The organism is Nocardiopsis sp. NPDC058789 (assembly GCF_042745575.1).
Taxonomy (GTDB): Bacteria; Actinomycetota; Actinomycetes; order Streptosporangiales; family Streptosporangiaceae; genus Nocardiopsis; species Nocardiopsis eucommiae.
The window spans coordinates 326,848-350,459 of record NZ_JBHYOW010000005.1; the positions used below are offsets into that span (position 1 = coordinate 326,848).

General features: G+C 69.8%; 22 protein-coding genes. 11 read left to right on the forward strand and 11 right to left on the reverse strand.

The annotated features are described in order from the left end of the window. Positions 1–9: 9 nt before the first annotated feature. Positions 10–474 carry an ArsI/CadI family heavy metal resistance metalloenzyme gene (locus ACFW3L_RS09340; RefSeq protein WP_378738174.1) on the forward strand — a complete coding sequence of 155 codons (465 nt, stop codon included), beginning with the start codon at positions 10–12 and terminating at the stop codon, positions 472–474. Positions 475–648: 174 nt separating this feature from the next. Here ACFW3L_RS09340 and ACFW3L_RS09345 read toward each other — a convergent pair whose 3' ends face one another. The 4 genes from ACFW3L_RS09345 to ACFW3L_RS09360 form a co-directional block, all read right to left on the reverse strand. Continuing rightward, positions 649–933: a hypothetical protein gene (locus tag ACFW3L_RS09345; RefSeq protein ID WP_378738176.1), complete on the reverse strand. Its 285-nt coding sequence runs from the start codon at positions 931–933 to the stop codon at positions 649–651. Between the two features lie 167 nt (positions 934–1,100). Next, the gene (locus ACFW3L_RS09350) at positions 1,101–1,655 is read right to left on the reverse strand and encodes an ATP-binding protein (protein WP_378738178.1); all 555 of its coding nucleotides are present in this window, start codon (positions 1,653–1,655) and stop codon (positions 1,101–1,103) included. 100 nt (positions 1,656–1,755) lie between these two features. After that, positions 1,756–2,277 (reverse strand): hypothetical protein, encoded by a 522-nt coding sequence (locus ACFW3L_RS09355; protein ID WP_378738180.1) that lies wholly within the window; start codon positions 2,275–2,277, stop codon positions 1,756–1,758. Next, positions 2,277–2,846 carry an ATP-binding protein gene (locus tag ACFW3L_RS09360; protein WP_378738182.1) on the reverse strand — a complete coding sequence of 190 codons (570 nt, stop codon included), beginning with the start codon at positions 2,844–2,846 and terminating at the stop codon, positions 2,277–2,279. The genes ACFW3L_RS09355 and ACFW3L_RS09360 overlap by 1 nt, the downstream gene beginning before the upstream one ends. Positions 2,847–3,250: 404 nt before the next feature. Here ACFW3L_RS09360 and ACFW3L_RS09365 point away from each other — a divergent pair, with 404 nt between their 5' ends. The 7 genes from ACFW3L_RS09365 (at position 3,251) to ACFW3L_RS09395 (ending at position 8,436) form a co-directional block, all read left to right on the forward strand. Next, positions 3,251–4,168 carry a helix-turn-helix domain-containing protein gene (locus ACFW3L_RS09365; RefSeq protein ID WP_378738185.1) on the forward strand — a complete coding sequence of 306 codons (918 nt, stop codon included), beginning with the start codon at positions 3,251–3,253 and terminating at the stop codon, positions 4,166–4,168. Positions 4,169–4,178: 10 nt separating this feature from the next. Then, entirely contained in the window at positions 4,179–4,370 is a 192-nt protein-coding gene (locus ACFW3L_RS09370) for a DUF397 domain-containing protein (RefSeq protein WP_378738187.1), read from the forward strand. Positions 4,371–4,594: 224 nt separating this feature from the next. After that, positions 4,595–4,834, forward strand: a complete 240-nt coding sequence (locus ACFW3L_RS09375; protein WP_378738189.1) for a DUF397 domain-containing protein — start codon at positions 4,595–4,597, stop codon at positions 4,832–4,834. Between the two features lie 540 nt (positions 4,835–5,374). Beyond that, a complete protein-coding gene (locus ACFW3L_RS09380; RefSeq protein ID WP_378738191.1) occupies positions 5,375–5,797 on the forward strand; it encodes a spore-associated protein A in 423 nt (140 codons plus the stop codon). Positions 5,798–5,852: 55 nt separating this feature from the next. Then, positions 5,853–6,263 (forward strand): spore-associated protein A, encoded by a 411-nt coding sequence (locus tag ACFW3L_RS09385; RefSeq protein WP_378738193.1) that lies wholly within the window; start codon positions 5,853–5,855, stop codon positions 6,261–6,263. A gap of 52 nt (positions 6,264–6,315) precedes the next feature. Beyond that, on the forward strand, positions 6,316–6,744 hold the full coding sequence (locus ACFW3L_RS09390) for a spore-associated protein A (protein WP_378738195.1): 429 nt from the start codon (positions 6,316–6,318) through the stop codon (positions 6,742–6,744). 231 nt (positions 6,745–6,975) lie between these two features. Then, a complete protein-coding gene (locus ACFW3L_RS09395) occupies positions 6,976–8,436 on the forward strand; it encodes a BTAD domain-containing putative transcriptional regulator (protein WP_378738197.1) in 1,461 nt (486 codons plus the stop codon). Positions 8,437–8,445: 9 nt separating this feature from the next. Here ACFW3L_RS09395 and ACFW3L_RS09400 read toward each other — a convergent pair whose 3' ends face one another. From ACFW3L_RS09400 to ACFW3L_RS09415, 4 genes are all read right to left on the reverse strand, one after another. Then, positions 8,446–9,432: an NAD-dependent epimerase/dehydratase family protein gene (locus ACFW3L_RS09400; protein WP_378738199.1), complete on the reverse strand. Its 987-nt coding sequence runs from the start codon at positions 9,430–9,432 to the stop codon at positions 8,446–8,448. 60 nt (positions 9,433–9,492) lie between these two features. Beyond that, a complete protein-coding gene (locus tag ACFW3L_RS09405; RefSeq protein WP_378738201.1) occupies positions 9,493–10,746 on the reverse strand; it encodes an RNA polymerase sigma factor in 1,254 nt (417 codons plus the stop codon). 76 nt (positions 10,747–10,822) lie between these two features. After that, positions 10,823–11,257: a YciI family protein gene (locus tag ACFW3L_RS09410; protein WP_017544302.1), complete on the reverse strand. Its 435-nt coding sequence runs from the start codon at positions 11,255–11,257 to the stop codon at positions 10,823–10,825. A 101-nt stretch (positions 11,258–11,358) separates the two neighbouring features. Beyond that, the gene (locus tag ACFW3L_RS09415) at positions 11,359–12,696 is read right to left on the reverse strand and encodes an MFS transporter (RefSeq protein ID WP_378738204.1); all 1,338 of its coding nucleotides are present in this window, start codon (positions 12,694–12,696) and stop codon (positions 11,359–11,361) included. 353 nt (positions 12,697–13,049) lie between these two features. Between ACFW3L_RS09415 and ACFW3L_RS09420 the strand changes: the two genes are divergently transcribed. The 3 genes from ACFW3L_RS09420 (at position 13,050) to ACFW3L_RS09430 (ending at position 20,989) form a co-directional block, all read left to right on the forward strand. Continuing rightward, complete coding sequence (locus ACFW3L_RS09420; protein ID WP_378738206.1) at positions 13,050–13,691, forward strand: DUF1449 domain-containing protein; 642 nt, start codon at positions 13,050–13,052, stop codon at positions 13,689–13,691. Between the two features lie 210 nt (positions 13,692–13,901). Beyond that, on the forward strand, positions 13,902–15,950 hold the full coding sequence (locus ACFW3L_RS09425) for an SPFH domain-containing protein (protein WP_378738208.1): 2,049 nt from the start codon (positions 13,902–13,904) through the stop codon (positions 15,948–15,950). Between the two features lie 11 nt (positions 15,951–15,961). Next, on the forward strand, positions 15,962–20,989 hold the full coding sequence (locus ACFW3L_RS09430) for a DNA repair ATPase (protein ID WP_378738210.1): 5,028 nt from the start codon (positions 15,962–15,964) through the stop codon (positions 20,987–20,989). Positions 20,990–21,048: 59 nt separating this feature from the next. Here ACFW3L_RS09430 and ACFW3L_RS09435 read toward each other — a convergent pair whose 3' ends face one another. From ACFW3L_RS09435 to ACFW3L_RS09445, 3 genes are read right to left on the reverse strand one after another with little or no spacing between them, the layout of a single operon-like run. Beyond that, positions 21,049–21,351, reverse strand: coding sequence for a helix-turn-helix domain-containing protein (locus ACFW3L_RS09435; protein WP_378738213.1), 303 nt, complete (start codon positions 21,349–21,351; stop codon positions 21,049–21,051). Then, positions 21,348–21,545 (reverse strand): type II toxin-antitoxin system RelE/ParE family toxin, encoded by a 198-nt coding sequence (locus ACFW3L_RS09440; RefSeq protein ID WP_378738215.1) that lies wholly within the window; start codon positions 21,543–21,545, stop codon positions 21,348–21,350. Before ACFW3L_RS09440 ends, ACFW3L_RS09435 begins: the two co-directional genes overlap by 4 nt. Positions 21,546–21,549: 4 nt before the next feature. Next, positions 21,550–23,556 carry an acyltransferase family protein gene (locus tag ACFW3L_RS09445; protein ID WP_378738217.1) on the reverse strand — a complete coding sequence of 669 codons (2,007 nt, stop codon included), beginning with the start codon at positions 23,554–23,556 and terminating at the stop codon, positions 21,550–21,552. Positions 23,557–23,612 lie beyond the last annotated feature (56 nt).

The window sequence follows — 23,612 nt, forward strand, 5'->3', positions numbered from 1 at the left end:
AGGTCCCCCGTGTCCCGTGTGCAGCTCGCCCTCAACGTCGCCGACCTCGAAGCATCGGTGGTCTTCTACACGCAGCTCTTCGGCGTCGAACCCGCCAAGCGCCGCCCCGGGTACGCCAACTTCGCCGTCGCCGAGCCCCCGCTCAAGCTGGTCCTCATCGAGGGCGAGCCCGGACAGGAGACCCGACTGGACCACCTGGGGGTGGAGGTCGAGGACTCAGCGCGGGTCGACGCCGCCACCGACCGCCTCAAGGAAGCGGGCCTGGCCACGTTCGAGGAGAACGACACGTCGTGCTGCTACGCGGTCCAGGACAAGGTCTGGGTGCACGGCCCCGGCAGGGAGCCGTGGGAGGTGTACGTGGTGAAGGCCGACAGTGACCAGCGCGGCAGGGCCGAGGACGTCCCGAACCCGGCCCAGTCCGCCCAGGGCCCGGTTCCGAGCCCGGCGTCGGCATCGGGGTGCTGCGGCGGCTGAGCACTGGCGTTGGTTCACGCCCGTTCGTGATCACGCTGACGCGTGAGAGGGAGAGGGTCCGCGCGCCCAGCGGAGCGGACCCCTCTCCCCGGAGAGCGCGAATTCATGGAGCTCACCGGCTGCGGGATGGGTGGGGCCCGGCGACTTCGCCGCCGGGCCCCGGTCCTGTGTCGGCTAGGTCAGGAAGCTGATCTGGTGGGTGAGGTTCTGGCCCACGATGTCCAGGGCGTTGAGGCCCAGGAGCAGGGTGGAGCTGATGGCTGTGGCGGGCCATGCCCACCAGGGGCGGGGCGCGCGGTGGCGGCCCCGGGGCAGAGCGGGTTCCGGCTCTGCGTGGGAAGCGGCCTCCGCCAGTTGGGCCTGCCTCGCCTTCTCTTCGCGGTGGTGGCGGGCCACCGTGACCCAGTGCGGGAGGGGCCCGTGTTGCAGCATGTACGCCACCCGGGGGTTGTCGCCCATCTGACGGAGCAGGCGTTCCTGCCGGTCTTGGTGGGTTTCGGTCCAGGCCGACGCTGATTCCAGGGCCGGGACACCTGGCCGAAGTGAGCGTGTGTTGGTCCGGGGGAAGCGGTGGCCTCGGGGTGCGGTCAGGACCGACCTGATCTCCTCCCTGACCTGGGGCCGGTTCATCGGACACCACCACAGGTGACCCCACCAGAGACCAGGGTGGGGTGGGTGAACTCGGCCCAGATCACGGTGCCCAGCCCGGCACAGAACGGGAAGTCCAGCACCGGCCGGAACCCCCACCGCGTAGCGAGGTGGTCGAGGATGAGCAGGCCGCGTCCGCGCTCAGCCTCGTCCCAGTCCTTGCGCGTTCGCCTGCGCGGGACCTTCGGAACGGTGTCCGTGGTGGAGCTGGTGCGGGTGCCGTCATCGATGATCGAGACCCGCACCGCGCCCGGCCGGGGCAGGTCCAGGGTGCGGACCACCCTGCCGTCGGGGTCTTCTCCGGAGCAGGAGTGCTCGCAGGCGTTGGCGAACATCTCGCTCAGACACAACACCACCTCCTCCCGAGCCTCGACCGGAAGGTTGGTCATGCGGTCGAGGTCCACGGCGAGGTCCGCGCGGACCCGGCTGATCTGGGAGAGCTGTCCGGGGTAAACGCGGCACTCCCACCGGGGCGCGTTCTCGGGAGGGCTGTTCGTGTGGTCGAGGGCAGGGGTGTGCGGCACAATGGCCATGTCGGCAATCGCTTTCTCTAAGCAGGTGGTTGTTGTCGGCCTGCTCTGGGGGTGTTGTCGCACCCGCCAGAGCTTTTTCATGGACTGGCTTCGGGGCCTCTCAAGCAGCGGGCGGAGGTTCCGGGTCACTCCTGTGAACACCCAGGTGCCGGTGGGCGAGCAACCTCAGGAGTTCGGTGCGGTCAGGTGCGGTGATGCGCTCGTAGGGGTCGCCGTCACCGGACCATCCGAGGGGGCGGCGGGCCACGAAGGTCTCGTTGGGGACCTGGCCCTCCACGGTCATGTTCCAGTGCTTGTGCAGCAGCGCGCAGAGCACGTGCTCAGGGATCGGCAGCGACTCCGGTCGGGGGTTCTTCTGCTTCGGAACCTTGCCCACTACTGGCCGGTTGCCGGGTACCCGGGTGGGTGCGGGGTGGTCGTGGATGGCCTGGTCGATCAACCGGACCGCCAGTTCCCCATCGCTCTCCTCCCGCGCGATCCGCAGAGCCTCCAGGACCAAGGGGAGGCGGTTGCGCAGAGTGTGGTTGTGCCACACATCCACCTGCGCCGGAGTCAGATGAGTCGGGGCGGTCAGGGCCTCCTCGGCCACAGCCAGCAGGTCCCGGGTGTCCACGTCCAACATCACTGCTCTCCCTCGATCCGGGACCACGGGTTATTGGTGAGGTCGTAGGAGAGGTGGAACCAGACCTGCCGGAACTTCGGGTTCCCGTTGTCCCCCCACCGATCCGCCAACGCGTTGACCAACCCCAACCCGATCCCCTGACCTTTCCCTTGGTCAGTAGTGGAGTCGAGGGTGTCCAGTTCGGTGGCGGTGAGGGGCCCGGGGTTCATGGGGTGCCGGGTGCCCTGGTCCTGGCAGGTCAGGGTCATGCCGTTCGCGCCTCGGTCGACGGTGAGTGAGTAGGTCTGGCCGTGCTCACTCGACAGCGAGTGGGCGATGGCGTTGTTGGCCAGCTCCGAGCCGAGCAGGGTGAACAGGAACCGGTAGTCCGTGCTGCGTTCGGCGGCGCTGGTGTCCAGGAACGCGCGGACCAGGGGCATGAGGCTGGGGAGTCCGGCGAAGGCGTACTTGCGTTTGCGGAATGGGGTGCCCACGGTCCGGGAGAAGTAGTGGGCGTGGAAGGGCTTGATGAAGCTGGCCAGAGGGACTGTGGCCTCGCGGGAGGTCAGTTCGGGGGAGAACACGCTCACGTGGCCACCGCCAACCGTCGAAGCCCGGCCAGGACGACCTCCAGGACCTGCAAGGGGACGGAATCGATCGGCCTCCTGGGCGCAGGGATCAACGGACGACGAGAGCAAGACGTGGTGGTGCGGCGGGGAGGGTTGGCGGCGAAGGCACGCACACGCGCAGCCTGCCGGGGACGACGGCGATGGAACGCCACGGACGCGAGATGGCACACACATGCCAGCGCGGAGAGTGTCAGGGAACGGGGCGCCACGGCGCACACCTCCGGTACGGGATGCCGGATGGGAGGTCCAGCGACTGTTCAGGTAGTCACATGCTGCCTGAGTGCAGTCGAAAATGCAATATTCACTATGAAGCAAGTGACACAATCTCTAGGGGATACATCAGACGACTGTGAATGGTGCGAAGAATGTCGCATAAAATACCTCGGCGCGTAGAATCTCGATCCCAAAGGACCTCTCCATCGAGGAGCGACGACTTGGCCGCCAGTCCCACGCTTCGCCGCCGACGTCTTGCGCGCCAGCTGCTCACCCTGCGCGCGAACCGGGGCATGACCGTCGACGCAGTCGCGAAGGAAGCAAAGAAGCGCAGGCCAGAACGCCCTTGGTCTGCCGCAAAGATCACGCGCATCGAGAACCGGAAGGTCCAACGGGTTCGAGAGGTAGACCTACTGACCCTGCTCGATGTCTACGGGGTCACCGACACTGAGCAACGGTCCGCCTTCGTCACACTGGCCGCCGAAGCATCACAGACTGGATGGTGGTTCGGTTACAAGGCCGAGTTCGGGACCGCTGCTTACATCGACCTTGAAACCGAGGCCAACGAGATGCGGAGCTTCCAACTCGGCGTCATCCCTGGCCTACTCCAGACCCCCGGGTACGCGGAAGCCGTCATCCGGGGGAGTGGGGTCACTGATGCCGGAGAGGTTGCCCGGCGAGTGGACGCTCGAATGATGAGAAGGTCCATCTTGGATCGATCGGATGCCCCTAGGCTGACCGTCCTCGTCGATGAGGCAGCGTTCCACAAGGTCACCGGCGAGGTCTTGAAGGAGCAGATCCGCCATCTCTTGGCCCCGAAGCCGCCGGTACAGGTTCAGATCATTACGGATGACGCTGGCCCACACCCGGCTCTGTCTGGTTCGTTCGTAGTGATGGTCTTCCCTAACGACCCCTCGATCGTGTACTTGGAACAGTCTCTGAGCGGGCTATTCCTTGAGGACGAGGAGGAGGTTGACCATTATGAGCGCCTGTTCACGGCTGCCCAAGCAGTAGCACTTACCACCGAGGAGACGGTGGCATTCTTGGAGAACAAGCTGAGCACCCAGTAGAAGAGGCAAGATGCCTGAGCGTTCCCACCTCATCTTCCGCAAGTCGTCCTACAGCACCGGCCGAGGACAAGACTGCGTGGAGGTCGCTGACCTCCCCACCGGCGCGGCAGTGCGCGACACTCAGAATCGTGAGCTAGGTCACCTGACGTTCGCAAGTCCGGAGTGGGTGGCTCTACTCAACGGAGTTCGTACTAATTCATAGAAGAAGATGATGAAGGCCCCCGGCTCTGCCGGGGGCCTTCATCTGCTGTACCTGAACAGCGTTCCCGGAATGACTGTACCCCGCTGCTCTGCGGGCGCGAAGCACGCTCATGTGTCCGCTGCTGGTCAGCGATTCTGAACGATTCCTCCGCCACGAGGTGTATCAGCGAGCAGAACCGTGCATGAGTCAGTCACTGCCCCCACCCCCCAGCGGAGGTTCCGACGATGCACCCCGACACCACCGAACTCACCTTCCACAAGTCCAGCTATAGCAACCCTCAGAACTGCGTCGAGGTCGCCCGCTACCGCAAGTCCTCACACAGTGCGAACGCCAGCGACTGCGTCGAGGTCGCGGACCTCCCCACCGGCGCCGCCGTCCGCGACACCCAGAACAGGGAACGCGGCCACCTGGCGTTCGCGTCGCCGGAGTGGCACGCGTTCCTCGCCGGAGTTCGAATCGGCTGACCCGGGGCTTCCCGCAGGACCCCGGATCTCACCTGGGGTCCTGCCTGAACTCCTCCATGCCACGCCAACCCGAGGGCCAGCTTCGAGGAACCTCACAACCCCGGAACCCGGGCCTCGACCTCGGGGTCCAGGCCCACCCGGGGACGGGCTCGCAGCCACCGCCGACGACGGCACGCTCGTGCTCCCGTGGCCTGGTGCGGTCCAGCATCGACGCCCCGCTCACCCGCGAGTTTCCGTCCGGTGAGCCGACCGAGGGGGCTTCCCTCCGGGCGGACGTGGACGACAACCGGAGCGGCTCACCGTGACCACCCGTCACGCGGACGAACCGGACCCGGAGGCCTGACCGGATCCGGCCAGGGGGAACCGAAGAGGAGAACATCACCGCAGGTGGGGGCCGTGTCCGAGGGGACACGGCCCCCACTCGTACGCCATCCGAAGCCGGAGGAAAGCGGGTTCGAAGTCGGCTCGAAGCCGCGGCTGCCACCATCCCTCCCGAGCCCGTTCGTCGCGGGCTCGGGAACACAAGGAGCGAACACCCACATGATCAAGAACCTCCGGTCGGTCATGCTGCTCTCGGCGGCCCTCACGCTGGGGTCCGCGGCCATGGCGACGCCAGCCACCGCCGCAGACTCCCCCATCGTGGCCTACAACGGCGTCTGCGGCAGCGGCTACAACGTTGTCAACCACGCCAACATCGGAAACAAGGGCACCGTCTTCCTGACCTACAACTCCTCCAACGGCAACAACTGCGCCGTCACCGTACGCAAGGGAACGGGCTCGGCCATTCAGATGGTCGTCGGACTGAAGCGGACCAGCGACTCCCCGAGCCAGGCCGTCCAGGACGAGGGCAACTACACCAGCTACGCCGGACCGGTCTACCGCCAGGCAGCCGGGCAGTGCGTCGACTGGTACGGGAACATCACCGGCACCAACGTGAACCGCAACGGCACCAACTGCGGCTGATCCACGCCCCGCGCCGCGACGGGCGGCGCACGGACGCACGACGGGAAGAGCCATAATGCACGTTCTGAAGAAGGCCGCCGCGGTCGCCGCCGCTGCCTGCATCGCCGCCGCGAGCATGGTCGCCACCGCGACCCCCGCATCCGCCGCCACCTACGGCGCCCAGTGCGGCAGTGGCTACACGGTCATCAACAAGATCGAGTTCCCGAACAACCGCGGGACGACGTTCCTCACCTACAACTCCTCCAACGGCAACAACTGCGTCGTGACCGTGCGCACCACACCGGGCGCCGCCGCTCCCATGGACGCGTTCATCAAACTGTCCTCCTCCTCCACGTGGAAGCGGGACAAGGGCAACTACACCACCTACGCGGGACCCGTCTACGTGTCGGCTCCCGCCACGTGCATCGACTGGGGCGGCACCATCGGCACGGCGACGATCGAGAGCCCGGACCACCACTGCGGCTGAACCTCGATCCTCCTCACCTTTCCCGTACTCACCGAGACACCAGGGGAGATCCATGAAGAACGCCCTCAGGAAGACCGCAGCTGTCGCACTGGCGTTGGGAATCAGCGTCAGCGGAGTTTTCGCCACCGCCGCCCCGGCCTCCGCCGCCTCCGCCATCGCCACCTACGGAAACGAGTGCGGCAGCGGCTACAAGGTCGTCAACCACAGGAACATCGGCAGCAAGGGCACGGTCTTTCTGACCTACAACTCCTCCAACGGCAACAACTGCGTCGTGACGAAGCGGGTCAGCACCGGCGCCGCCGTCCTCATGGAGGCGGGCCTGAAGATCGGCTCGTCGGGCAACCACTACGACAAGTACGAGGGCGGGCACTTCACCAGCTACGCCGGACCGATCTACCTGAGCGCGGCCGGCAAGTGCGTGAGCTGGATGGGGCGCATCTCGGGCACCGAAGGCAAGGCCACGGACACCAACTGCGGCTGATCCACACGGGGGCGGGCGGCACGGGGAACGTTCACCGCGCCGCCCTTTTCCTGGGCTGACTCGTACATATCATCTGAAATAGATGCCAAAGTTTCAGAATGTGATTCACGCGCCCTGGCCAATCTCGGACAATACCCTTCTTCATCCGAATATCCCTGGACTCGTTGATTCGCCTGACCTAAGCTCCGCTGTGACCGAAGGCAGAAATCTGCGGTCAAGGGAGGCAATCGGTTGGAAAGCAACCTTTCCAGTATCCGGTATCGGCTGCTGGGCCCGGTAGAGGTCCTCATCGGGGAAGGAAACGTGGACATCGGCGGGCGAAAGCGCCGTACGGTGCTCGCGGCCCTGCTACTCCAGCCGAACACCGTGGTGCCCGACGAACGGCTCATCGACCTGGTCTGGGGCGAGGATCCGCCGCGCAGCGCGCGTTCCCAGATCCACGGCCACGTGCACGAGCTACGCAAACGCCTGGGAGCGGACACCATCGTCCGCGAGAGCTTCGGATACCGCATCCTCGTCGGGGCGGAGACGGTCGACGTGGCTCTGTTCGAACGCCTCCTCGACCAGGCCAGGGCGAGCCACGCCTCGGGACGACTCGACGACGCGGCCCGGGTCCTGCGCGCGGCGGTCTCACTCTGGACCGCGCCCGCGCTCAGCGGTGTCGAGCCCGCGCTGGTCACCCACGCGCGACCCGCGTTGGAGGAGGAACGCCTGAACGCGATCGAGGAGCTGTACGAGGTGGAGGTCGAGCGGGGCCGCACCCTCGACGCCCTACCCAAACTGCGCGGTCTGTGCGCGGAACACCCGACCAGGGAACGTTTCGCGGGGCTGCTCATGTCCGCTCTGCACTCCTGCGGCCGCGTGGGAGAGGCCCTGGAGGTCTACGCGGACCTACGCGACCTGCTCCGAGTCCGCATGGGGATCGAACCCGGCGCGCCGATCCAACGCCTCCACAGGGAACTCACCGCGACCAGAGGCGCGGTGACCAGTCGCGCGGAGGACCCCCCGGGCCAACGCACCGGGACCCCGACCCGAGTACGACCCGCCGAACTGCCCCGCTGCGCCCACGGCATCGTGGGCCGGGCCTCGGAACTCGGCGCGCTCAACGCCGAACTGAACGGAGGCCCCTCCCCCCTCCTCCTCGTCACCGGGGTCGCCGGGGTCGGAAAGACCACGCTCGCCGCCCACTGGGGCCACGAGACCCGGGACCAGTTCCCCGACGGACAGCTGTACGTGGACCTGGACGGATCCGGCCGCCGCGGAGGGCCGGTCGACCCCGACGACGCGCTCCGTCAGCTCCTGCGCAGCCTGGGTACCGACCCCCACCATCTGCCCGGCGGCTCTCCTGACCTCGCCAACCTCTTCCGCTCGATCACCGCGGACCTGCGCCTGTTGGTCCTCCTCGACGACGCCGCCTCCGCCGAACAGGTCTCGCCGTTACTACCGGGCGGCCGGAGCAGCACCGTCCTCGTGACCAGCCGACACGAACTGGTGTCGATGGTCGCGCTGTTCGACGCCCGCCGTGTCCACCTCAACGTGCTGTCGGAGAAGTCGTCCATCGAGCTGCTCCGGCTCGTCGCGGGCCCGGAGAGACTGGCCGCGGAACGCGAGTCGAACGAAGGCATCGTCGACCACTGCGGGCGGCTGCCCCTCGCCCTACGCATGGCGGCCGCCCGCATGGGCTCCGCCTGAGGGGTCGGGTCAGCGGCTGAGGACGCGGGCCTCGACCTCCGGGTCCAGGCCCACCCGGGGACGGTCCGGGCGCTGCTCCGCCTTCCCGCCCACGGACTCCAGCCACGCCCACGTGTCCGCGACGGTCTCCTCCACCGGCCGACAGCGCAGCCCCGTCGCGAGCGCGCGATCGACGTTCCCCTGGTGCAGGAACCCGTGCAGCTCCCCCGGCGGCAGCCACATCGGCAACTCCCGCCACGGGGCGATCCCCGCGTCCGCGATGACCTCGGGCGAGGTCCACCGGAACTCCGCGTCCGACCCCGTCACCTCCCTGCACGCCGACAGGAAACGCTCCATGGTCGTGTGACCGATCGGGCTGACCATGTTGTACGGCCCGTTCAGCCCCTTCTCCGCCGCGTCCAGGGTCCAGGCGGCCAGGTCACGCGCGTCCACGTACTGGAGCGAAAGATCCCTCGGCCCGGGAGCCAGCACCGGCCCGCCCCGGGCGACCCGGTTCAACCACCACGGCAGCCGACCGATGTTCTCGTACGGCCCCAGGATCAGCCCCGCGCGGACGAACAGCGACCGGTCACCGAACACCGCCTCCGCCGCCAGCTCACCGCCGCGCTTGGCCCGCGCGTAGTCGGTCCCGTCGTCGTCGACGGAGGCCTCCACCACGGGAGCGGTCTCATCGGCCCCGGGCTCAGCGGGCGAGACGTACACGGAACGGCTGGAGACGTAGGAGTGGTGTCCGACCCTGCCGTGCAGCAGGCGGGCCGCCTCGGCCACCGCCACGGGAGCCTTGGCCCAGGTGTCGACCACCAGGTCCCACTCCCCCTCCGCCAGCGCGGCGAGCCCGCCCTCCTCCGTGCGGTCACCGTGCCGCACCTCGGCCCCGGCGGGGGACGCGCGCGTCCCCCGGTGGAAGACGGTGACCTCCCACCCCCGCGCGATCGCCTCCTCCGCGACCGCACGCCCCACGAACTCCGTACCGCCCAGAACCAGAAGTCTCGTCATGCCGCCAGTCTTCCGGGGACGCACCGCCCGCGCCAGACCCTCCTGCCCACGGCAGAAGGCTCACTTTCGCGCGCGTTCCAACAGAAGGTCGCGTTCGCGTGCGTTGCGGGTGAGCCCGGCCGCCCGCGCGAACTCCGCGCGGGCCTCCTCCGCGCGGCCCAGGCGTTCCAGCAGGTCGCCCCGGACGGCGGGCAGCAGGTGGTAGCCGTCCAAGGCCCCAGACGCACGGAGCGCGTCGACGATCCCGAGCGCCTCCTCCGGCCCCAGCGCCATGGACACGGCCACGGCGCGATTGAGTTCCACGACGGGAGAGCCGGTCCGCCGGACCAGCTCCTCGTACAGGACGGCGATCCCGTTCCAGTCAGTGTCCTCCGGCCGAACGGCGACCGCGTGCAGTGCGGCGATCCCCGCCTGGAGCGAGTAGACGCCCCGGGGCTCGGCGGGGTCCGGGGGCACCGAACGCCCCAGGGCCCGCACCCCCCGGCCGATGAGCAACCGGTCCCAACGGGAACGGTCCTGCTCCGCGAGCGGCACCGCCTCCCCTCCGGGGCCGCCCCGGGCCCGGAACCGGGAGGCCTGGAGCTCCATGAGGGCCAGCAACCCGTGCACCTCGGGCTCCCGGGGTAACAACTCAGCGAGGACCCGGCCCAGGCGCATGGCCTCCTCACACAGCTCGGGGCGCAGCCAGCGCTCCCCCGAGGTCGCCGTGTAGCCCTCGTTGAACACCAGGTAGAGGACTTCGAGTACGTCCGAGAGCCGGGCGTCGCGGTCCGGCCCGCTCGGCACCTCGAACCGGACCCTCCTCCGGGCGAGCGTGCGCTTGGCGCGCACCACGCGCTGCGCGACGGTGGCCTCGGGAACCAGGAAGGCGCGGGCGATCTCGTCGGTGGTGAGGCCGCCGAGCAGCCTCAGGGTGAGGGCGATCCGCGCGGGTGTGGGCAGCACCGGATGACAACAGACGAACATCAGGCGGAGCAGGTCGTCGCCGTAGTCCTCCTCCAGGACGGCGTCGAAGTCGGACTGCCCGTCGTGCTCGGTGAACTCCCGGCCCAGCTCCACCATGTGCGACCGGAAACGCTCGTCCCGCCGCCAACGGTCGACCACGCGACGCCGCGCGACGGTCGTCAACCAGGCCCCCGGTTTGCGGGGCACCCCCTCCTCCGGCCACTTCTCCAGGGCGGAGACCAGGGCGTCCTGGGCGAACTCCTCCGCGAGCCCGACCTCCCCGACCATCCCGGTGAGCGTGGCGACGAGGCGGGCCGACTCGATGCGCCAGACCGCCTCCACCTCGCGTTCGACGCCGGTGTGGCCCATGGGTCCATCACAGCACCACGGGCCACACCGGTGCAACGGGTCACGAGCCCGCTCACGACACCTCGAAGGGCGGGGCTCAGCCCTGCTGGCCCTCCTCGGCACGACGCTCGCGCTCGTGCTCCTTGACCTCCTCGGGCATGTCCTCCAGATCCTCCAGCTCAGCGATCCGGCGGAGCTGGAGCTTGAGCTCGCCCGGCTCGCCCTTGGCGGGGTGCGGGCACCTCCTGGCCCACTCCAGCGCCTCGGCGTGCGAGGACACCTGGAGCACCCAGTACCCCGCGATGAACTCCTTCGCCTCGGTGAAGGGACCGTCCAGCACGGTGGCCTCACCGTCGCGGAAGATGACCTCGGCCCCGGCGGAGGTGGGCGCCAGCCCCTCGCCGGTGAGCATGACCCCGGCCCGGAGCATCTCCTCGTTGTACTTGCCCATCTCCTCGTAGACCTCGGGACCGACCTCGTAGTCGGCGGCCTCGGACTCGGGGGTGCTCATGATCGACATCAGGTAGCGCATGGTGCTCTCCGCTCTTCGGGTGCGGAACGGGGTCCGTTCCCCGCTCTCACCAGTACGTCGAACGGGCCGGGCCGGAATCGACACCCTCCTCGGAATTCTCCCTACTTTTTCTCCTGCCCGGCTTCCTGCTCATGTTCACCCAGGTCAGCCGCTTTTCCCGAGGCTTCGGCCCCTGATGCTTCGGCCCCTGACGCTTCGGCCACCGCGGCAGTCTCGTGTTCGTCCGCCTGGGCGGTGACCCGGCGCAGCGCGGACGCGGACAGGAGCAGTCCGGCGAAGACCACCACGCCCGCCGCGACCGGCACGTAGGAGAGCTCGACCCGGCCGAGCGCCCCGCCCAGCAGGGCGCCGATGGGGGAGAAGCCCGCACCGGACACCTGGACGCAGGACATCACCCGCCCCATCTGGGCACCGGGGACGATGAGCTGGATGGCGCTGATCATCACGATGTTGGAGGAGGTCATGGCGAACCCGATCACCGTCCACGCCACGGCGGCCGCGTAGGCGTTGGGGGCGAGGCCGAAGGCGACACAGGACAGGGACGCCAGGGTGAAGAGCGCCATCTCCGTGCGGAACCGGCCGAGACGGCCCACGATCCGGCTCACCGTGGTCGCGCCCAGCAGCGCGCCCACCGCGGAGGCGCCCAGGAAGACCCCGTACAGGGCGGCGGGCACCCCGAAGTGGTCCCGGACCAGGAGCACCATCACCGCGGACTGGCCGACGAAGGCCATGTTCATGACCACGTTGAACGCCAGGATCGGCCCCAGGGAGCTGCCACGGAAGACGAAGGCCAGCCCCTCACCGATGTCGTCGAGGACCGAACGCACCGCTCCCTTCCCGCTTCTCTCCCCGGTACCGCCCTCCGGCCGGCGGGGGCGGCGCACCGCCAACGGCAGGCCGAGCAGCACCAGCGCGCCCAGGACGTAGGCCCCGGCGTTGACGGCCAGCGGCAGGAACGCCGCCACGGCGAACAGGAACCCGGCCAGAGGCCCGCCCGCGAACTGCTGGGTGACCGTCTGACCCCCCACCAGTCGGCTGTTGGCCCGGTCCAGCGCACCGGCCGGAGCGATGTCCGGCAGCATCGCCTGCCCGGCGAGGTCGTAGAAGACCTCGCAGACCATCACCGTGAACATGACCGCGTACAGCACCCAGATCGAGGCGTGACCGGTGACGATCAGCAGGGACAGGGCCACGAGCGCACCGCCCCGGCCGAGGTTGGTCAGGACCATCAGGCGCACCCGGTCGACCCGGTCCACCACCACGCCCGCGAACAGGCCGACCAGCAGCCAGGGCAGGAAGCGGACCGCCGTCAGCCCGGCCACCAGCAGAGGGTCGTTGGTCAGCATGGCCGCCACCAGCGGCAACGCGACGAGCATCATCCCGTCGCCGAGGTTGCTGGACAGGCTTCCCGCCCAGAAGCGGTGGAAGTCCCGGCCCATCGGTGGTTTCGTCTTCGTCCCGGGGAGGTCCCGGGCGGGGGATGCGCTGTTCACTGGGGGACGCCTTTCAGGGGGTGTGGGCCGGGTGCGGCCGGGTCCAGACTTCCCGGCAGCGGTCAACTCCCGGTCACGGCGACCCGTCGTTCACGTCCCACCGAGGCGCCCGACCGCGCCCGGACACCGCTCCGCCCTGTTCACGCGTGCTCCCACGGAGTGAGCGACCACCCCGTGGCCGGATCAGGACAGGGCCCGAACGTGACCACAAGCGGTCAGGAACGGCCCCTGAGGCCGTCCTGAACTGGGGCGTTCGGTAGAGTTCCGGGACGGTTCGAACGGTGGGGGCGGGGGCACGGGTGGGCGTTTTCCTGAGTGCCGCGTTCGGATTCCCCACCGTCCTGTTCACACCGATGCTCGTCGTCGTGCTGGGCTACTGGATCCTCGTGATCGTCGGCGCCTCCGACACCGAACTGCTCGACAGCGTGGACTCCGAGGGCGACGCCGTCGGCCTGAGCGCGTTCCTCCGCAGGGCGGGCCTCGGCCGGGTTCCGGTGACGGTGGCCCTGAGCCTGCTGATCTGTGTCGCCTGGTTCGTGAGCATGATGGGAAGCATCTTGACCACCCTCATCGAGACCACCTCCACCCCCTTGGTGTACGCCCTCGGCGCCGTGGTGCTGCTCATCGCACTGGTCGCCGCCTGGGCGGTCACCAGCGGCGTGGTCATGGGCCTCCAACGCTTCCTGCCCCAGCGCCGCCGCGACTCCAAGCACGAGCTGGTCGGCCGCACCTGTGTGATCCGGATCGGTGAGGCCCGCGAGGACTTCGGCCAGGCCGAGATCACCACGGCGGGCGGCGCCGCCATCTCCATCCCCGTACGCACCACCAGCGGTGAGGTCCTGTCCCTGGGCAGCACCGCGCTGATCTTCGACCACAGCCCGGACGACGACGTCTTCCTGGTGACCGCCTTCGACGCCGCCCTGGACCCCGGGCAGTCCTGACCGCCCGACCGGGCACCACCCACCGCGCCGCCGTGCTCCCGGCTCGCCCGTGAGCAGGGACGATCTTCCCCGACCGTGGAACCGTTCGCGCCACGGTCGCGTCCCACACCATGACGAACGCTTCTCACCCCAGGTCGCCGCACCGCCAGCCCCGCGTCGCTCCCCCGGTGCCGGACCGACCACCTTCACCTCGCAGAAAGAGACCCCCACGTGTTGCTGAGCGCATCCTCCACCGGCGGCCAGGAGGCGGCTGACGCGGCCTTCCTGACCTTCGGAGTGGCCCTGGCCATCGGCCTCGTCGTCCTCATCGCCCTCCTGATCATGGTCACGCGCCTCTTCCGGAAGGTCGAGCAGGGCAAGGCCCTGATCATCTCCAAGGTCAGGGACGTCCACGTCACCTTCACCGGCTCCATCGTCCTCCCGGTCCTGCACAAGGCCGAGATCATGGACATCTCCCTCAAGAGCCTGACCCTGGAGCGCGGCGGCCGTGACGGCCTGACCTGCAAGGACAACATCCGCGCGGACATCAAGGTCTTCTTCTACGTCCGCGTGAACGAGACCGCCGAGGACGTCAAGAAGGTCGCGAAGGCGATCGGCACCGCGCGCGCCAGCGACCAGGACACCCTCCAGGAGCTCTTCAACTCCAAGTTCTCCGAGGCGCTCAAGACCGTCGGCAAGCAGTTCGACTTCGAGGAGCTCTTCACCCACCGCGAGCAGTTCCGCCACGCGATCGTGTCGCTGATCGGCACCGACCTCAACGGCTACATCCTGGAGGACGTGGCCATCGACGAGCTGGAGCAGACCCCGCTGCACCAGCACGACGCCAACAACATCCTCGACGCGCAGGGCATCTCGAAGATCACGGAGCGCACCGCCAAGGAGCACAAGCGCACCAACGAGTTCGAGAACGACCGCAAGAAGGAGATCGACCGCCAGAACACGGAGACCGCCGAGACCCTCGCCGAGCTGGAGAAGCGTCGCGAGGAGGCGGCGGCCAAGGCCAAGCGCGAGATCGAGATCATCCGCGCGCAGGAGGAGGCCGAGACCGCCCGGGTCCAGGCCGAGGAGCGGCTCAAGTCCGAGACCGCCAACCTGCGCACCTCCGAGTCGCTGGGCGTCCAGCACCAGAACCAGCAGCGTGAGATCGCGGTCGCGGAGAAGAACCGCGAGCGCGTCATCGCCATCGAGACCGAGCGGATCGAGAAGGACCGCCTCCTGGAGGTCATCGGCCGCGAGCGCGAGACCGAGCTGAGCCGCATCGCGAAGGAGAAGGAGGTCGAGGCCGAGAAGCGCGAGGTCGCCGACGTCGTCCGCGAGCGCGTGGCCGTCGACCGCACCGTCGCGGAGCAGGAGGAGGCGATCAAGAAGCTCCGGGCCGTGGAGGAGGCCGAGCGCGAGCGCCAGGCCATCATCATCCACGCCGAGGCCGAGGCCCAGGAGAACCTGGTCAAGGACATCAAGGCCGCCGAGGCCGCGGAGGCCGCCGCCAAGCACCGGGCCCAGGAGGAGCTCACGCTCGCGGAGGCCCGCCAGCAGGCCGCCGAGCTGGACACCCGCGCCAAGATCCGCCTGGCCGAGGGCATCCAGGCCGAGGCCGCCGCCGCTGGCCTGGCCGACGTCCAGGTGCGCGAGCAGGACGCCGCCGCCGTCGAGAAGCTCGGCCGCGCCGAGGCCGTCGTCGCCCGCGAGAAGGCCGACGTCGAGGCCGACGCGGTGGAGAAGAAGCTGCGCGCCGAGGCCGCCGGTCTGACCGACAAGGCCGCCGCCATGGCCGCCCTGGACCAGGTCAGCCGCGAGCACGAGGAGTACCGCCTGCGCCTGGACGCCGAGAAGGAGGTCCGTCTGGCCGGGATCGACGTGCACCGTCAGGTCGCGGAGGCCCAGGCCGCGGCGATGGCCGCCGGTCTGGAGAGCGCCGACATCAACATCGTCGGCGGCGACGGCGCCTTCTTCGACCGCATGGTCAACTCCATCGGCATGGGCAAGGCCGTGGACGGCTTCGTGGGCAGCTCCGACACCTTGCAGGCGCTGGGCAGCGGCTGGCTGAGCGGCGAGGGCAACTTCGCCGAGGACGTCAGGCGGGTCCTGGCTCAGGCCGACACGGAGGACGTCAAGAACCTGACCGTCTCCGCCCTGCTGCTGAAGCTGATCGCCTCGGGCGGCCCCGAGTCGGGCAAGCTGGACAACCTGCTGAGCACGGCCCGCTCCCTGGGCCTCGACCAGCTCCCCGTGAACGCCCTCGCCCCCGTGAAGCAGTGAGGTAGTCCTCCGTGACCGAGGCCCACTCCCAGGAGACCGAAGGCCCCGGACCCGACACCGAGGACGCGCGGACGCTGGACGCGGGCACCTACGAGGTGCTCCGCGCCCGGCTCCGCGAACAGACCGGTGAGCTGGCCCGGCGGACCGAGGAACTCAACGACCGCCGCCTTGGGGTGTTCGGCGGCACCGAGCTCTCCCTGCGCGGTACCGAGCGCATCCGCACCGAACACAACTGCGTGCCGCGCGACATCGTCAGCGTGGGGCGCTCCGTCGGGGACGACGCCGACGGGGACCTGATCCTCTTCGGCTACAACGTCTACATCGGCATGCAGAGCCAGACGCACGTCTCCGACGTGTTCTCCCTGCACCGGTACGAGCACGACGGTGACTCCTTCGAGTTCACCGACACCGCCGAGGACGCCGTTCCCGGCCTCCTCGCGGACGAGCGGTTCCGCCAGGAGTTCACCCAGCTCTACCGCTACTACCGCGACGCCCGCCTGCTCCAGCTGCGCCGGGTCGAGGACCGGCTGCTCGCCGTCTTCCAGACCGGCCCGCGCACCGAGGACGTGCGGGTGCTGCGGTGGTCGGTCTCGCCCACCGGCGAGCTCTCCTACCTCGACGACCGGGGCGAACGCGACCACGTGTTCCCGCCCTCGCACGACTTCACGTGGACGGAGGCCACCCGCGAGGACCACGTGCAGGGGCGGCACCCGCACATCTCGATCCGCGACGAGCTGTTCGTGGAGACGGTCGGCGGCGACCTCACCATCAAGGTGGAGAACAACACCGAGGTCGGGGAGGGCGTCTACAGCGAGCCCGTGGACGAGCCGTTGCAGAGCCTGGCCGACGCGTCGGTGTTCCACGCGCAGGTCGGCGCGCTGGTCCTGCTGAAGGTCCAGCCGTACAACGAGACGGTCTGGCGCCACCTGGTCTTCAACACGCGCACCAAGGGGGTCGAACGCCTCGACGGGATCGGCCAGTCCTGCCAGCGTCTGCCCGACGACCAGGGGCTCATCTTCCCCGGCGGCTACTACCTGTCCACCGGGGTCGCCCGAACCTTCGACACCGACGTCACGGACCTGGAGTTCGAGCGGGTGGTGCGCTCGCCCAACGGTGAGGACGTGCTGTACGTCTTCCACTCGCGGGCGGACGGCCGCAGCCTGCTGCTGTCGTACAACACCATCCGCAAGGAGGTCGCCAACCCGATCGTCTGCCACGGCTACTCGCTGTTCGACGACGGGACCATGACGGTCTTCCGCGACACCTCCGGTGAACCCACGCGGGTGCACCCCATGCAGGTGTGGCAGACCCCGTACGTGTCCGACGTGTACGCGGCCGCGCAGCCGGTCGGCACCGGGCCGCTGGAGCGGATCGGCAACGCCGAACTGGTCCAGGGCGTGTCCGAGTGCCTGTCGGTGGCGCGGATCTCCGAGGACATGCGGCCCTCCTCCGAGGTGTTCGAGGCGCTCATCGCGTCCTGCCGCCGGGTCTTGGACCGGTTCCACTGGCTGGGCGACGAGGCGCTGGGCGACCTCGCCACTCCGCTCAGCGAGGTGCGGTCCACGGCGGAGCGGGTCCTGGACGAGTTCGAGACCGTCCAGGAACTCACCCGGCAGGCAGACCAGAGCCTCACCGAGACCGAGGAGAGGGTCACCGCGCTCATCCGCCGGTCGCGGGGCGAGACCCCGCGCTCGGCCGAGGGCTGGGTCACCCGGCTGACCGACCTGCGCCGCGCCCAGGGGCAGGCCGCCACGCTGCGCGAGACGCGCTACGCGGACACCAGCCGGATCGACGCGGTGGAGGAGGCCCTGGGCGAGGAGATCGCCTCCGCCGGGCGCCGCACCGTCGCCTTCCTCGAACAGGACGACGCCTTCGACGGCTACCACTCCGAGGTGGAGCGGCTCGTCGGGGAGGCCGAGGCGCTGGAGGCGGTCAGCGCCGCCACCGCCGTGGGCGAGCGCATCGCGGAACAGACCGAGGGCCTCCAGGTCGTCACCGAGGTGATCGGCTCCCTCGACATCGGCGACGCCCAGGTGCGCACGCGCATCCTGGAGCGGATCAGCGAGGTGATGGCCGGGGTCAACCGGGCCCGCGCCACGCTGGAGTCGCGCCGGAGGGAACTGCTCGCCCTGGAGGGCCGGGCCGAGTTCGCCGCCGAGTTCGCCCTGCTGGGACAGGCCATCACCGGGGCGATCGCCGCGGCGGACACCCCGGACCGCTGCGACGAGCAGCTGGGCCGGATCATGCTCCAACTGGAGAACCTGGAGTCCCGCTTCGCGGAGTTCGACGACTTCCTCCAGGAGTTGGCGGACAAGCGCGAGGACGTCTACGAGGCGTTCTCCACCCGCAAGCAGGCGCTGGTGGACGAGCGCTCCCGCCGGGCCGACCGGTTGGCGTCCTCCGCCGCCCGGGTCCTGGAGGGCGTGCACCGGCGGGTCGCGGCCCTGACCACGCTGGAGGACATCAACACCTACTTCGCCTCGGACGCGATGGTGACGCGGCTGCGCCGCACCGCCGAGGAGATGCGCGCGCTCGGGGACACCGTGCGCGCCGAGGAGCTGGAGGGCCGGATCCTGGCCGCCCGCCAGGAGGCGGGGCGGGCGCTCCAGGACCGCACCGACCTGTTCGAGGGCGGCGCCGGCGGGGAGACCATCCGGCTGGGCAGGCACCGCTTCGCGGTCAACACCCAGCCCGTCGACCTCACCCTCACGCCGCACGACGGTCACATGTCGGTGGCGGTCACCGGCACCGACTTCCGGTCGCCGGTCCGGGACGAGGCCTTCCAGGAGACCAGCCACCTGTGGGACCGGCTGCTGGTCTCGGAGAGCCCCGAGGTGTACCGGGCCGAGTACCTGGCCACGTCGATCCTGAGCGCGGCCGAGGAGGGGACCGGCGGGTTCACGCTGGAGGCCCTCAGCGAGGCCGACCTCCACCCCGAGAACGGGGACTCCCTGGAGTCCCTGGTGCGCGGGGCGGCGGAGTCCCGCTACGACGAGGGCTACGAGCGGGGCGTGCACGACCACGACGCCACCCGGATCCTCTCCGCGCTGCTGCGGCTCCGCGCCGGAGCAGGTCTCCTGCGCTATCCGGGTCAGGTCAGAGCCGTGGCCCAGCTGTTCTGGGCGTACGGCGCGGACCAGGAGCGGCGCGGTGCCTGGCGGACGCGGGCGACCTCGCTCGCGCGGGCCCGGAGCGTGTTCGGGGCGCGCGGGTCGGCCGCGATCGACGCGTTGCGCGCCGAACTGGCCGGGGGCGTGGACGCCTTCCTCACCGACACCGGCCTGTACCAGGACGCCGACCTGGAGCTGGTGGGCGACTACCTCTTCGAGGAGCTGGCCCTGGACGGTCCCGCCGAGCGCGGGTTCGTCTCGGGTGCGGGCGCCCGTCAGCTGCTGGACCGGTTCCACCGGGCGCTGGGCAGCACCCGGGAGACCACCCGCAAGGCCTTCGAGGAGGACCTGCGGGGGCTCGGCGACGACCTGGCCGCCCGGCACCAGCTGGTGACGGCGTGGCTGGAGGCGTACGCGACCACCCTGGAGGAGCCGCCCGCCCCGGGCGACCTGCCCGAGGCCGCCGCGATCGCGCTGTCCGAGGTGGACCGGTACGAGTCGTCGGCGGCGGTCGGTGAACGCGTCACCGGGCTGCTGGGGTCGCACCCGAGGATCAGCGAGCGGTCGCTGGAGGTGCGGCTGGACGAGATCCTGCCGCGCACCCGGCGGTACCGCACGGTGGAGGTGCCCGCCTACCGGGACTTCCAGCGGCGCCGGAACGCGCTGGTGGCGACCGAGCGCGAGCGCCTGCGGCTGGAGGAGTACAAGCCGAAGGTGATGAGCGGGTTCGTGCGCAACCGGCTGCTGGACGAGTCGTACCTGCCGCTGATCGGCGACAACCTCGCCAAGCAGCTGGGCGCGGCCGGGGACGACAAGCGCACGGACCAGAGCGGTCTGCTGCTGCTCATCTCCCCGCCCGGGTACGGCAAGACCACGCTGATGGAGTACGTGGCGAGCCGTCTCGGGCTGGTGTTCGTCAAGGTCAACGGCCCCGCCCTGGGGCACGCGGTCACCTCGTTGGACCCGGCCGAGGCCCCGGACGCCACCTCCCGGCAGGAGATCGAGAAGATCTCCCTGGCGCTGGAGATGGGCAGCAACACGATGCTGTACCTGGACGACATCCAGCACACCAACCCGGAGCTCCTCCAGAAGTTCATCTCGCTCTGCGACGGCCAGCGCCGGATGGAGGGCGTGTGGGAGGGGCGGACGCGCACCTACGACCTGCGCGGGAAGCGGTTCGCCGTCTGCATGGCCGGTAATCCGTACACCGAGCAGGGCAAGCGGTTCCGCGTCCCGGACATGCTGGCCAACCGCGCCGACGTGTACAACCTGGGTGACGTGCTCTCGGGCAAGGAGGAGCTGTTCGCGCTCAGCTACATCGAGAACGCGCTCACCTCCAACCCGACGCTGGCGCCGCTGTCCACCCGGGACCGCGAGGACGTGTACACGTTCGTGCGGATGGCCCAGGGCGACGACTCGGTCGGCACGGACCGGTTGAAGCACCCGTACTCGGCGGCGGAGGTGGACCGGATCGTCTCCGTGCTCCAGAAGATGCTCCGGGTGCAGGAGGTGGTGCTGGCCAACAACCAGGCCTACATCGCCTCGGCCGCGCAGTCGGAGGACGCCCGCACGGAGCCGCCGTTCCAGCTCCAGGGCTCGTACCGGAACATGAACCGGCTGTCGGAGAAGATCGTGCCGGTCATGAACGAGGCCGAGGTGGAGGCCGTCATCGACGACCACTACCTGGGCGAGGCGCAGACCCTCACGTCCGGCGCGGAGGCCAACCTGCTCAAGCTGGCCGAACTGCGCGGGGTGATGACCCCCGAGCAGGAGGAGCGCTGGCGCGAGGTCAAGGCGGGCTTCCGTCGCGGCCGCGCGCTGGGCGGGTCCGACGACGACCCGATGACCAGGGCCATCGGCGCGATGGGCCTGCTGGCCGACCGCGTGGGTGAGATCGGCACCGCCCTCGGACGCACCCCCGAGGGGTAGCCGCCCACCCGAAGGCCGAGGAGGGGCCGCCGACCCGCGAGGTCGGCGGCCCCTCTCGCTCAGGCGATGGGGAAGTGCTCGTCCCCGATCACCATCTCGACCCGCAGGTTCCCTCCCAGGGCCTCGACGTACCTCCTCAGAGTGTCGACCTGCGTGTGGCCGATCTCCCCACGTTCGATGCTGGAGACCCGGTTCTGGCTGACGTTCAGCTGCTGGGAGAGCTGCACCTGCGTCAGGTCGGCCGCCTCCCTCAGCTCGCGCAGTCGGTAGGACCGAACCTCTTCCAGCAACCGATGCTTGTGCCGATCCACCGCTTCCCGGTCGACCGGACGCTTGGCCAGCATGTCTCGAAGGTTCGTCATCGGTGTCCTCTCCCTAGTCCCGCGACGTGTTCGTCGAAACGCTGGTCGGCGAGTGGGATGTTGACCCGATACCGCTTCCGCCAGTTCCCCGACTTGTCCCCGCCCACCAGCATGATCGCCCTGCGCACCGGATCGAAGGCGAACAGGACCCGCAGTTCGGATCTCCCCCTGGATCCTGGGCGCAGCTCCTTCACCCACTCAGCCTGTGGAGTCTGGGAGGCGACGTTCGAGTTCGGGGGCCAGGGTGCGCATGTAGGTGGCGGTGATGTGGCTGGAGTCCCAGTACACGAGGACGTTGCCGACCACCGGGACGCACAGGTCGGGCTCGCACAGCAGGTCGGTCAGGTCCAGCGGCGTCACGTTGGCGGGGAGCCCCGCCCCTTCCAGGGGCGACTCCTCAGCCAGGGAGTCCGCGGGGCTGACCGCGCACCCCTCGGGGTCGGACTCCGCGAGGCACTCGGGGGCGTCGAAGGGCAGGCGCGGGGTGTCGCGGACCGCGACGACGTCGATGCCCAGGTCCTCCAGCTCCCGCCACCGGTCCACGTAGCCGTCCACCAGCACCTCCTCCCCGAAGCCCGCGCTGATGTCCCGGCTCGTGGTGGTGCCCGTGGTGAACACCGCGTCCGGGCGCAGCGACCGGAGTTCGTCCATGACGTTGGCGTTCCACTCGGCGCACGCGGTGTAGGGCTCCCCCTTGTACAGCTGGGGCGCGTCGGTGAACAGACAGGCGCCCTTGGTGATGTTGACCAGCCGCCAGTCGCGGCGCTGCGCGATCTCCGCCAGGGCGGGGAACCAGTGGGCGGCGTGCGAACCGCCGACCAGGGCGACCGTACGGTCGGGGTCCGGAGGTCCGTAGGCGCAGGTGAGGGCCTCGGTTCCGGACGTGGGCTGGTTGCAGCCGTCGTCGTAGGTGACCGGGAGGTCCAGGGCGGCGGAGGCCGGGGGCGGGTGGACCGGGTCGGGGTACGCTCCCGGGTCGTCGTGGGGCAGCGCCACCGCCCCGGGGTAGCGGGCCGGGTCCGCGAGCAGTTCCTCCAGACGGCGCTGGTCGGCGTCCATGCGGGCCGTCCACGCGCCCGTGGCCAGCAGGACGGGGACCAGGCAGGCGGCGGCGACCACCGGAGGACGCCACCGGGCCCCCGCCCGGCCGAACGCGACGATCCGGTCGGCCAGCGGAGTCGTCACCGCCGCAAGGGCGACCGACAGGGCGAGGACGAGGAAGCCGTCGAGCGGACCGGCGAGGTTCCGGCCGGTGGTCTCCAGGTGGAGGACCAGGATCGGCCAGTGCCACAGGTACAGGGCGTAGGAGAGCGAGCCCAGGTACAGCACCGGGCGGAGGGTGAGCCAGCGGTCCGCGCCCCAGGGGGAGCCGGTGGCCCCGGCCACGATGACCGCCGCGGCGGCGAGGGTCGGCCACAGGGCCGCGTGGCCGGGGAAGACCGTGGACACCTGGAGGAGCACGCCGCACAGGACGAGCGCGGCCAGACCGAGCCAACCGAGGAGGATCCGCAGGGCTCGGGGCGGGTTCAGGTGCGGCAGGAGGAGGGCGAGCAGCCCCCCGAGCGCGAACTCCCACAGCCGCGCGCCGGTGTCGAAGTAGGCCCACGGCTGGTCTGCGCGGGTCATCAGCACCGAGTAGGCCAGGGAGAGCGCGAACACCGCGCCCAGGACGGCGAGGAGCGTTCGGCGGGCGGACCGGCCGCGAAGGGTCGCCCACCACGCGGCCACGCTGATCACCACCGGCCACACCAGGTAGAACTGGCCCTGGATCGACAGCGACCAGAAGTGCTGGAAGACGCTCGTGGTGTCGTCGCGGGCCAGGTAGTCGACGGAACCGAGCGCCAGGTGCCAGTTCATGTGGTGGAACGCGGCGGCCACGGCCTCCGCGACGGTGCCCCGCCAGCGGACCTCGGGCAGCAGCAGCCGGGCTCCCAGCAGGGACACCGCGATCACCAGGGCCGCAGTGGGCACCAGCCGCACGGCGAGCCTCCCGAGGAAGGCGCCGTAGCGGAACCCGCCGCGTTCGGCCGCGCGCACCAGGGAACCGGTGACGAGGAAACCCGTGAGCAGCAGGAAGACGTCCACGCCGCCGGAGACCCGGCCGAACCACACGTGGTACGAGGCCACGAGCAGGACGGCGACGGCGCGCAGGCCGTCGATCTCCGGCCGGTGTCCGGGCTGCGGGGGGAGGCGGGGCGTGTTCACGGGAACCCCAGGCTCGCGAGCCGGGGTGACCGCGCGGGGTACGCGGGTCGACCCCC

Coding starts and splice junctions, on each gene's coding strand:
- ACFW3L_RS09410 (WP_017544302.1), bottom strand. CDS start 11,257: ATGCGCTACCTGATGTCGATCATGAGCACCCCCGAGTCCGAGGCCGCC.
- ACFW3L_RS09345 (WP_378738176.1), bottom strand. CDS start 933: ATGGGCGACAACCCCCGGGTGGCGTACATGCTGCAACACGGGCCCCTC.
- ACFW3L_RS09390 (WP_378738195.1), top strand. CDS start 6,316: ATGAAGAACGCCCTCAGGAAGACCGCAGCTGTCGCACTGGCGTTGGGA.
- ACFW3L_RS09365 (WP_378738185.1), top strand. CDS start 3,251: ATGTCGCATAAAATACCTCGGCGCGTAGAATCTCGATCCCAAAGGACC.
- ACFW3L_RS09370 (WP_378738187.1), top strand. CDS start 4,179: ATGCCTGAGCGTTCCCACCTCATCTTCCGCAAGTCGTCCTACAGCACC.
- ACFW3L_RS09405 (WP_378738201.1), bottom strand. CDS start 10,746: ATGGGCCACACCGGCGTCGAACGCGAGGTGGAGGCGGTCTGGCGCATC.
- ACFW3L_RS09435 (WP_378738213.1), bottom strand. CDS start 21,351: ATGACGAACCTTCGAGACATGCTGGCCAAGCGTCCGGTCGACCGGGAA.
- ACFW3L_RS09380 (WP_378738191.1), top strand. CDS start 5,375: ATGATCAAGAACCTCCGGTCGGTCATGCTGCTCTCGGCGGCCCTCACG.
- ACFW3L_RS09385 (WP_378738193.1), top strand. CDS start 5,853: ATGCACGTTCTGAAGAAGGCCGCCGCGGTCGCCGCCGCTGCCTGCATC.
- ACFW3L_RS09350 (WP_378738178.1), bottom strand. CDS start 1,655: ATGGCCATTGTGCCGCACACCCCTGCCCTCGACCACACGAACAGCCCT.
- ACFW3L_RS09375 (WP_378738189.1), top strand. CDS start 4,595: ATGCACCCCGACACCACCGAACTCACCTTCCACAAGTCCAGCTATAGC.
- ACFW3L_RS09355 (WP_378738180.1), bottom strand. CDS start 2,277: ATGTTGGACGTGGACACCCGGGACCTGCTGGCTGTGGCCGAGGAGGCC.
- ACFW3L_RS09400 (WP_378738199.1), bottom strand. CDS start 9,432: ATGACGAGACTTCTGGTTCTGGGCGGTACGGAGTTCGTGGGGCGTGCG.
- ACFW3L_RS09415 (WP_378738204.1), bottom strand. CDS start 12,696: ATGGGCCGGGACTTCCACCGCTTCTGGGCGGGAAGCCTGTCCAGCAAC.